The organism is Lentimicrobium sp. S6, assembly GCF_013166635.1.
Lineage (GTDB): Bacteria > Bacteroidota > Bacteroidia > Bacteroidales > UBA12170 > UBA12170.
On sequence record NZ_JABKBZ010000270.1, the window covers coordinates 1 to 569 of the forward strand.

Genomic DNA, 569 nt, shown 5'->3' on the forward strand with positions numbered 1-569 from the left:
AAATATTTAGGAAAATTAATGTGTGAAAATGAAACAAATTAATGTGTAAATTTAGCCTAGAAATTATAGCTGTTCACACTGGCACAATAACGTCGGTATGACTGGCACAATAACGCCGGTATATCCAACCCCTCTACTTTTAAGCTTTTTAATCGCCCTCTCTTTCTTTTTGGGTGATTTCCCCAGAATCGATTCAGGCATTACATAGGTATCATATCCTAGTTCTTTTCCTGATATTAATGATTGATAAATAAATTCTTCAGCTAATAGACTAATCACCACAATTTCTTTGGCATTTTTTTAATTAAGGAAATAGATAACTCCTCAGTTGTGAAGGCATTGGATTTTTCTCTAGTTATGATATTCTAATCTATTATCAAATTCGTGTTTATTAACCCGAGTTCGATTATAAAAACAGAGCTAATTGATCGTCTTTCTCCAAATCATATTTTATAGAAGGTTTTTTAGCAAAGAATGAATATGCGATAAGAGCGGCGATAATATTGGAGATAAAATTTTCAAAACTTCTGTGCCTAGAATGTTCAATTTGGCACATGTTTTTTAGTTCA

The 569-nt window shown here is 31.8% G+C and carries 1 protein-coding gene and 1 pseudogene; both read right to left on the bottom strand.

Annotated features, from left to right (window positions below):
- Positions 1 to 63 precede the first annotated feature (63 nt).
- Entirely contained in the window at positions 64 to 279 is a 216-nt protein-coding gene (locus HNS40_RS22680) for a hypothetical protein (RefSeq protein WP_172284979.1), read from the bottom strand.
- Positions 280 to 406: 127 nt separating this feature from the next.
- Positions 407 to 569: pseudogene (locus HNS40_RS23445) on the bottom strand (IS982 family transposase); the annotation flags it as partial.